This is a genomic window from Hyalangium sp., from assembly GCF_035629615.1.
GTDB lineage: Bacteria > Myxococcota > Myxococcia > Myxococcales > Myxococcaceae > Hyalangium.
The window spans coordinates 1-7,236 of sequence record NZ_DASPHO010000468.1 but is presented as its reverse complement, the minus strand read 5'-3'; the positions used below and the strand labels follow the sequence as shown (position 1 = coordinate 7,236).

Genomic DNA, 7,236 nt, shown 5'->3' with positions numbered 1-7,236 from the left:
AACCCACGAAGGGACGAGCGCTCGACGCCCCTTCTCTCGGAGGACTCCATGTCGGACCCCACGCTGATCCCTCCTGAAAAGGACAAGACCCCTCCCTCGTATGGCACCGAACCTGCGCGGCACGTCACGTTTGCCGAGCTCCCTCCAGACGTCACACTCAAGCCAGAGGGGTTCGCGCTCAAGCGTCACATCTTCGTGGGCAGCGTCACGATCATGGTCCTCGCCAGCTTCATCACCTTCTTCATGCCGCTCTTCAACGGGCTGCTCGGCGGGGTGCTGGGGGGCTACCACGCGGGGCGGATGAAGCGTGCGCTGGGCGCGGCAGCCGTGTGCTCGGTGATGGTGCCCGCCATGATCGGGTTCCTGGCCTACATGAGCCAGCAACCGGAGCTGTTCTTCTTGATGGGCCTGACCTTCTGGGAGTGGTTGGGGGCGCACATCCTCGGCACGTTCCTCGGCGCCGTGACCGGGGCCATCGCACGGCCCAAGGTCACCGAGCGCGACCTGTACAGCCACGCCTGACGGCCGAGTCAGTGCAGCTCCACGCCCAGGACCAGGCGCCGCTCGAGCGTACTCTCGACTCGAGAGGGCAGCCTCCCTGCCCAGCGGACCTGCGCGCGAGGGGTGAACAGCAGCCGGGAGTGGCCAATGCTGCCCAGCGCCAGCTCCAGTTGGAGCGAGCCGATGGCCTCGTGGGTGATGCCGTCCCCCACTCGCCAGAAGGGCGAGTACTCCGCCTCCAGCCGCACGGCGTTGGAGAGCGAGCCGGGCAGGCCCGTGCGATGTGAGAGCGACAACCGTGGCCCCAGGGCTGGAGCCAGGACTCCGGGGCCCCAGTGCATCCCCGCCTTCACCCCCGCTCCCAGCACCGTGAAGTGGCGGAAGCGCGCCCCCTCTGCGGCCACTGCGAGCGCTTCAGCCAGCACGGTGGCGCGGTAGGGAACCGCGTTCTCCCTGAGGGACTCCATCTGGGCTGCCATTCCCCAGCCGAGCGCGTCTCCCACGGAGCGCTGGTGGATCGGCCGCTCTCGCACGAGGGTGCGGTAGCCCACCAACGTGAACCGGGAGCTGAGCACCCGTGGCAACCCCTTCCTCGGCAGGAGCACCAGCTCACCCTCGAGTGCGCGCATCTCACTTCCAGGCTGGAAGCCGTGAAGGCGCGCGTCTCCCAGCGCCTCGGTGAGGCCCATGCTCTGGAAGACCACCACCGGCCGCGACCCTCCCACCGCTGGGAAGTCCACGCCTAGCCCCACCACCGTCCGGGCCGCGCCCGACCTCACCAGGGCGCCCTCGGCCCAGACTCGCGAGGCCTCCACCTTCTGGCGGTGATCCTCCGCGAGGAATGCCACCGGATCCACGCTGGCCAGCACCCCATCCTGCAGCGCGCCCTGGGCCTCGGTGGAGGCAATGAACGCGGCCTCCGTCGCCTCGGCCCGCTCCAGGATCTCCGTCTCCTCCTGGGTCGCCTCGCGCCGAGGTGCCTTCGCGAGGGCCTCCTGGAGCACGCTGATCCGGTCGAGCACCGCCAGGCGGCGCTGGAGCTCGTCCTCGCGCTCGAACTGGCGCTGGCGATCGCGCACACCCTCGGCCGCCGTGGGGACGCGGGTGCGCACCGCCAGGACTCGGGCCCGCTCGATCTCCAGCTTCTCCGCTTCGGCGCGATCCGCTGCGCCCCGCTCTACCCGCACCGTCCAGGCCACGTAGGAGTGCAGCAGCGGACGAACCTCCTCCACCTTCTCAGGCGGCACGGAGCCGAGCACTCCGGAGATGACCTCGGGCATCCCCTCGTAGGTGGTGCGGCGCACCTCGGGATTGGGAGAGCGCAGACGCCAGTGCAGCAGGCGCAGCCGCGCGCGGGCCTTAGGCGTCAGGTGCGTGGAGAGCCCGCCCAGGAGCTCCTCCCGCGACACGTACGCCCGCTCCGCGCGAGCCTCCGTGGACTCGAAGTCATCCGGGATGTACTCGAGCAGTGGCTGGCTCTCTCCTCCGGCAGCCACCACCTCCACCCGGGAGATCATGTCCAGCGCCGCGGGAGGCGCCACCCAGAGCCGTCCGGGCAAGCGTGCTTTGCGGCCTCCCTCGAAGACGCCATTGAGGAGGAAGATCAGCGCGCTCGCGCAGTTGTCGGTGAAGAAGCGGTAGGGGAAGTAACCGCGTCGCTCCAGCTCCCAGATGCGCTCGATGAGCCTCACCTGCTCGCTGGACGTCAGGCGGAGACGAAAGCGACGGACAGAGCGCTGCTCCAGCTCCAGCGTCTCGTGCGACACCTCCCCCATCGTGGTGGTGAGGAAGCCGGTGTCATAGCCTCCAAGGAGCCCCTTCAGCGTGTACGTCAAACCGCGCCCCTCCAGGCCGGTGAGCGCCACGAGCTGCACCACAGGCGCGAACCCCGGCCCGCGCGGCACGGCTCCCTCGCGCCACACCGGGCGCAGCATCAGGTGGCCGAAGAGGGACTCGGGCTGGCGCCCCGTCGCGGCCGCCATCATCACCTCGAAGTGGGTGAGGTTCTCCAGCTCCGCCCATCCATCGAAGGCGGGACAGCGCCCACGGAGCGGCAGGGAGCCAAGCCCCTCCGCGGCTACAATCTCCGAGAGCGCCCGCGCCTTGGAGAACTCCTGGCAGCGCACCTGGTCGTCCACGCTCAGCGCCTCGGGGCGCAGGGACTCCACGGGGGCGAACAGCTCCTCGGCGAAGGTGACCAGGTCCAGCGAGGCGCTCGCCTGCCCTCGCGCGCGGCTGTAGGCGCCGGCGTAGCTGAGAAGCGCCTCCTCCCGGAAGGTGAGCATGCGCTCGAAGGGGGCAACCCACCCACTCAGCCGGCGCCAGCGCGGACCTTTGCTCCAGCCCCGCGCGTCATCCCAGCGCTGCACCACGGCGTGCACCGCGGCGCGGCGGCGCCACAGCCGCTCGCCCTCCTCGTCCGTCAGCCGTGAGAGCCGGAAGGTCGCGCGCCGCTCTTTGGACGGTGCATAGCGATAGAGGTGGAAGCGCCGACGGCCCTCGGTCCACTCCAGCCGTGAGGGACTCCCATCCCCCAGGCCCAACGGTGAGGACTCGGGGTGAAGCTCCAGTTCTAGAGATCCACCGGGCGGGTGGCGCAGCGCGGGAGGAAGGGAGGCGAGGCCGGCCTCGATCTCGGCCACGAGCACCGCATCCGCCGAGGCCGGTGGGAGCAGCACCACGCCATAGTTCGCCTCCAGCGCTGACACGCGCTCGGCCAGGGGCGCTTCGGCACCTGCCGGGAGCGCTCCCACCAGCGCGGCCACCAGCGCCACGAGCCTCACCGGATCAGGTCCCCTGCCTCATACGCAGCCACGAACGCGCGCCGGTCCTCCTCCAGCCGCGGATCTGTGGAAGCGATCTCTCCCACCCGCCGCATCCACTCCACCGCGCGCTGGGGCGTCAGCGCGTGCACATCCGCCAGCGCCAGCAGCTCCTGTCGATGGGTGCGCAGCAGTCGGCCGAAGACGCCCAGGTGCTCGCGGCGGATGCGTGCCATGGAGGCCAGCTCCTCGATGGTGGGACCGGCGCCCAGCGCCAGATCCTCGCGGAGCTGGTGCGTGCGCGAGCGCAGGTACGTCTGCGCGGCCCGTGCGACCTCCTGGGGCTGGGGCGGAGGGGCGGCCGCGGGCGGCGGCTCCCTCATCGCACGCTGCGCCGCCTGCCAGAAGACGGCGCCGATGCCGGCGGCCGTGAGTCCGACGACGATGGCGGAGGCCACGGGGTTGTTGTTCTCACCGCTCGACCTCGACTCACCGGAGTTCGAGTTCGAGTCGTCCGACGAGTCGTTGGAGTCCGACGAGTTACCGGAGTCCGAGTTCGAGTCGTCCGACGAGTCGTTGGAGTCCGACGAGTTACCAGAGTCCGAGTTCGAGTCATCCGACGAGTTGCCAGAGTCCGACGAGTTGCCAGAGTCCGAGTTCGAGTCGTCCGACGAGTTGCCAGAGTCCGACGAGTTGCCAGAGTCACCCGACGAGTTGCCCGAGTCGCCAGAGTCCGAGTTCGAGTCCGAGGCGGACGCCCCCATGTGCTCCGAGGCGCTAAGCCCCCGCGACCTTGTCCCCACAGGCGTCTGACATCCGGCTACCACCAGGCAGATCCCCAGCCAGGCCGCTATCTTGTTGAGTGTTTTCATAGGTCGCCCCCTTCTTTGATAGAAAGGCGACATTCTGGATCCCTGTTTTCTCCGTAGATAGCTCCTCTCTCCTTCTTTCTCCTACACATCCTCTGATGCTCTCCAGGATCCAGGCTCTTCAGGAAGACCACTCGCGGTTGCGAGCGCTGCTGCGGAACTGTGAGGGCGCCGGCGTGCGAGATCTGGCCGTGGCCCTTCTCCGCTTGGAGGAGGTGTTCGTGCCACACCACCAGGCCAAGCTGGCGCTCTATGACGACTCGGTCCTGGCGTTCCAGGCGGCCGGGGACAAGACGAGCGTCTCGGTGCTGAGCATCTTCCGCGCGAACACGAGGGTGATGTCCGCCGCCATCCTCGGCTTCCTGCAGTCCCCGGATCCCGACCCTGGGCGGTTCTCCGAGCGCTTCAGCGCGGTGGCCTCGACGATGCGCTCGATGCTCAGCACCGAGGAGAAGGTCGTCTTCCCCCTCTGCACCCGCTTCGCCCAGCAGCCGAGGTTGCAGCCATGAGCGACACGCTTCCCGAGAACCTCACGGCCCTGGATGACCGCGCACGACTCAACACCTTCGATGGGGGGCTGCTCGACCGGACGCCGGATGCCGAGCTGGAGCGGCTGGTGGCCCGTGCGGCGGAGGTGAGCGGCTTCCCCATCGCGCTGGTGAGTCTGGTGGTGGATCAGATCCAGTTCTTCCGGGCCCAGGTGGGGCTGCCGCCGGACCTGGAGGCCTCGCGCGCGACCGATCGCCACATCTCGTTCTGCCAGTACGTGGTGGCCGGGGATCAACCGCTGCTCATCGAAGACGCCACGCGGAAGCCAGCGCTTCCCACGGAACTGATGGAGCGCTACGGCATCCGCGCGTATGTGGGCTTCCCGCTTCACGTGGCGGGCAAGACGGTGGGCTCCTTCTGCGTGATCGACGTGAAGTCCGGGAAGCTGAAGCCAGAGCAGCTCGAGGAGCTCTCGAAGCTGTCGCAGGCCGTGAGCGCTCGCCTGGAGGCGCTCGCGAGGAAGTGGGCGCCGCCCGCGGACGCGACGGAGGAGAAGGCCCACCGCGCGTGGATGGCAGTGGCCGAGTCCCAGTCCCTCATGAGCCTGACCGAGCAGTTCGCCGCGGGCCAGCTCACGCTCGAGGAGTTCCAGCGAGGGCTTGGCGTGCTGGCTTCGCTTGGCGGCTCCTTGAAGAAGGAGCCCTGAGCGGCGGCCGCTACTCGAAGCGGAAGTACGCTTCGAAGTCCGGCGTCTTCTTGCGGCGCTGGCCCTTCAGCCCCACCTGCGGCGGGTAGTTGGCCAGCACCTTTGAGGTGTCTGGCTCCTCCTGGATGCCGAGCGGCACGGGCACGTGCTCGCGGATGCCGGGCAGGCCGGCGATGTCCCCCAGGAAGCGCGGCAGCGTGCGCGGATCCACCATCTTGCCCGCGGTGAGCTCGACGGCCGGTGCTTCATAGAGCGCGTCGAGCAGCTCCTCCTTGGCCTCGCCCTCCAGCCTGTACGCCTTGAAGATGCGCAACAGGGACAGGCCGACGGCATGCGCGGTGAGCGTCAAGTGCACGGGGTTGGTGCCAAGGTTGTCGTCCCCGTAGGCTCGCCAGACAAAGCCGCTGGCGCTCTGCACCCAGAGGCCCTGGACGTTCTCCTCATCGTGCATCTTTCGCGTGGGCAGCGCGCCAGACAGCCCCACGAGCGCATCCCTCGGCACTCGGAGGTGGCCGGAGGCGAAGGCATCCGTGAGGAAGTGGTCCGCGAAGGCGTTGCGCACCAGCGCCGCATCCAGGTCTCGATCGAGCGCCATCCGCAGCGCCTCCTCATGGTGCCGCACGTAGCGCGCCCAGCTCCGCGGCGCGAAGTGGTCCTGGTTCTCGTTGGCCAGCGAGGCGTAGTCAAACCAGCCGCGGTGGGTGTTGAGGAGGAAGGTGCCCTCGTCCTGGGGAGTCACGCCCCGGATGGATTTGGCCACGGCGGGAGTCAGCTCCGCGACCAGCTCCTCCGGCGTGGAGTAGTAGTCACCCGCGAGCGCCACCACCTCGCCATAGGTGAGGGTGAGGCCGGGCCGGATCTCCAGCTCCGTGAGAGGGCGGTAGCGGGCCATCAGGTCCTCGAGCCGGGCCTGGAAGGGCTCGCGCCAGGCCGGGTCCGCGCTGGCCACGGAGAGCTTGCCGCGCTCGATCAGGGCCTCGGGCACGGGATCGGGGTTAGCGACGCGCAGCAGGACATGGGTCTGCGTGGCAGTGGCCCTGGAGAAGACCCCTTCCCCCGCGAGCATGCGCACGAGCTGCTCGGCGGAGGCGCGGTGCTCGGCGGTGCCGAAGTAGTCCGGCCTCACCGTGGCCACGGGCCGCTTCGCCGTCTCCTTGCGCATGGCGGCCAGCCGCTGGCGGTCCTTCTCTTCGAGCTTCTGCGGCTCCGCGGCGCCCCCTGGCCACCCTAGGGTCGTAATCGGAGGTTGCGCCGGAGATGCAGTCGGCGGCGCGGGCTCCTCGGCCATCACTGCCTGAAACCCCCGACGTGCCACCATGCCACGCATCGCGGCAGCCTCCACCGAGCGCACCTGCGCGGGAGGTGGCATCTCGGAGGTGCGGCTGCCGAACGCCAGGGGCGCGCCCGTCGGGGAGGGCGTCGTGGCTGGAGGAAGCGATGGCTGCTTCGCTTCGGACGGAGCCTTGGAGGGCTTGCGGCTCCGGCCACCGCCGCCTTTGGATCGGGTCGGCTTGCGTGCACTCATGGAAGTCCTCCGTCGAGACCTTGCAGGCGCACTCCCAGCCGGATGCCAGCCAGCAGGTGCGCGGGGCGATTCGGGACGAGGTACGCCACCTGCAGCGTGCTGCCCACGCGGGGAGCCCCTCGGCGCGTCGGTGACAGGTTCTCCCGCGCATAGGCGCACTGGGCAAGGAAGACGCAGTAGTCCACCGACGCCTGCAGGGAGAAGTGCTCGGAGAGGGGCTCCTGGGCCGGCGAGAAGAAACCCGCGCGCAGCACGCGCCGCGCATAGCGCCGAGACAGCGTGCGAGCGTCCTCGTTGGAGAGAGGCTGGGCGGGAGCGCCCAGGCGCCGCGCCTCCTGAGCGAGCTGCTCCAGCAGCCCGGGGGGCCCGTCCTCCGCATCCGTC

At 69.4% G+C, this 7,236-nt stretch carries 6 protein-coding genes and 1 pseudogene; 3 read left to right on the top strand and 4 right to left on the bottom strand.

The genetic code is table 11. The features are described from left to right. Positions 1-522: hypothetical protein (locus VD972_RS23975; RefSeq protein ID WP_324990749.1), on the top strand; the 522-nt coding region annotated here is incomplete at its 5' end. 8 nt (positions 523-530) lie between these two features. Here VD972_RS23975 and VD972_RS23970 read toward each other — a convergent pair. Both VD972_RS23970 and VD972_RS23965 read right to left on the bottom strand, forming a co-directional pair. Further along, a complete protein-coding gene (locus VD972_RS23970; RefSeq protein ID WP_324990748.1) occupies positions 531-3,284 on the bottom strand; it encodes a DUF4105 domain-containing protein in 2,754 nt (917 codons plus the stop codon). Continuing rightward, entirely contained in the window at positions 3,281-4,027 is a 747-nt protein-coding gene (locus VD972_RS23965; protein ID WP_324990746.1) for a hypothetical protein, read from the bottom strand. Before VD972_RS23965 ends, VD972_RS23970 begins: the two co-directional genes overlap by 4 nt. A gap of 203 nt (positions 4,028-4,230) precedes the next feature. Here VD972_RS23965 and VD972_RS23960 point away from each other — a divergent pair, with 203 nt between their 5' ends. Beyond that, complete coding sequence (locus VD972_RS23960) at positions 4,231-4,641, top strand: hemerythrin domain-containing protein (RefSeq protein WP_324990744.1); 411 nt, start codon at positions 4,231-4,233, stop codon at positions 4,639-4,641. Beyond that, on the top strand, positions 4,638-5,327 hold the full coding sequence (locus tag VD972_RS23955) for a GAF domain-containing protein (RefSeq protein ID WP_324990742.1): 690 nt from the start codon (positions 4,638-4,640) through the stop codon (positions 5,325-5,327). The genes VD972_RS23960 and VD972_RS23955 overlap by 4 nt, the downstream gene beginning before the upstream one ends. A 10-nt stretch (positions 5,328-5,337) precedes the next feature. Here VD972_RS23955 and VD972_RS23950 read toward each other — a convergent pair whose 3' ends face one another. Beyond that, a complete protein-coding gene (locus tag VD972_RS23950) occupies positions 5,338-6,852 on the bottom strand; it encodes a hypothetical protein (RefSeq protein WP_324990740.1) in 1,515 nt (504 codons plus the stop codon). After that, positions 6,849-7,236: pseudogene (locus VD972_RS23945) on the bottom strand (hypothetical protein); the annotation flags it as partial. The gene VD972_RS23950 and the pseudogene VD972_RS23945, both read right to left, overlap by 4 nt.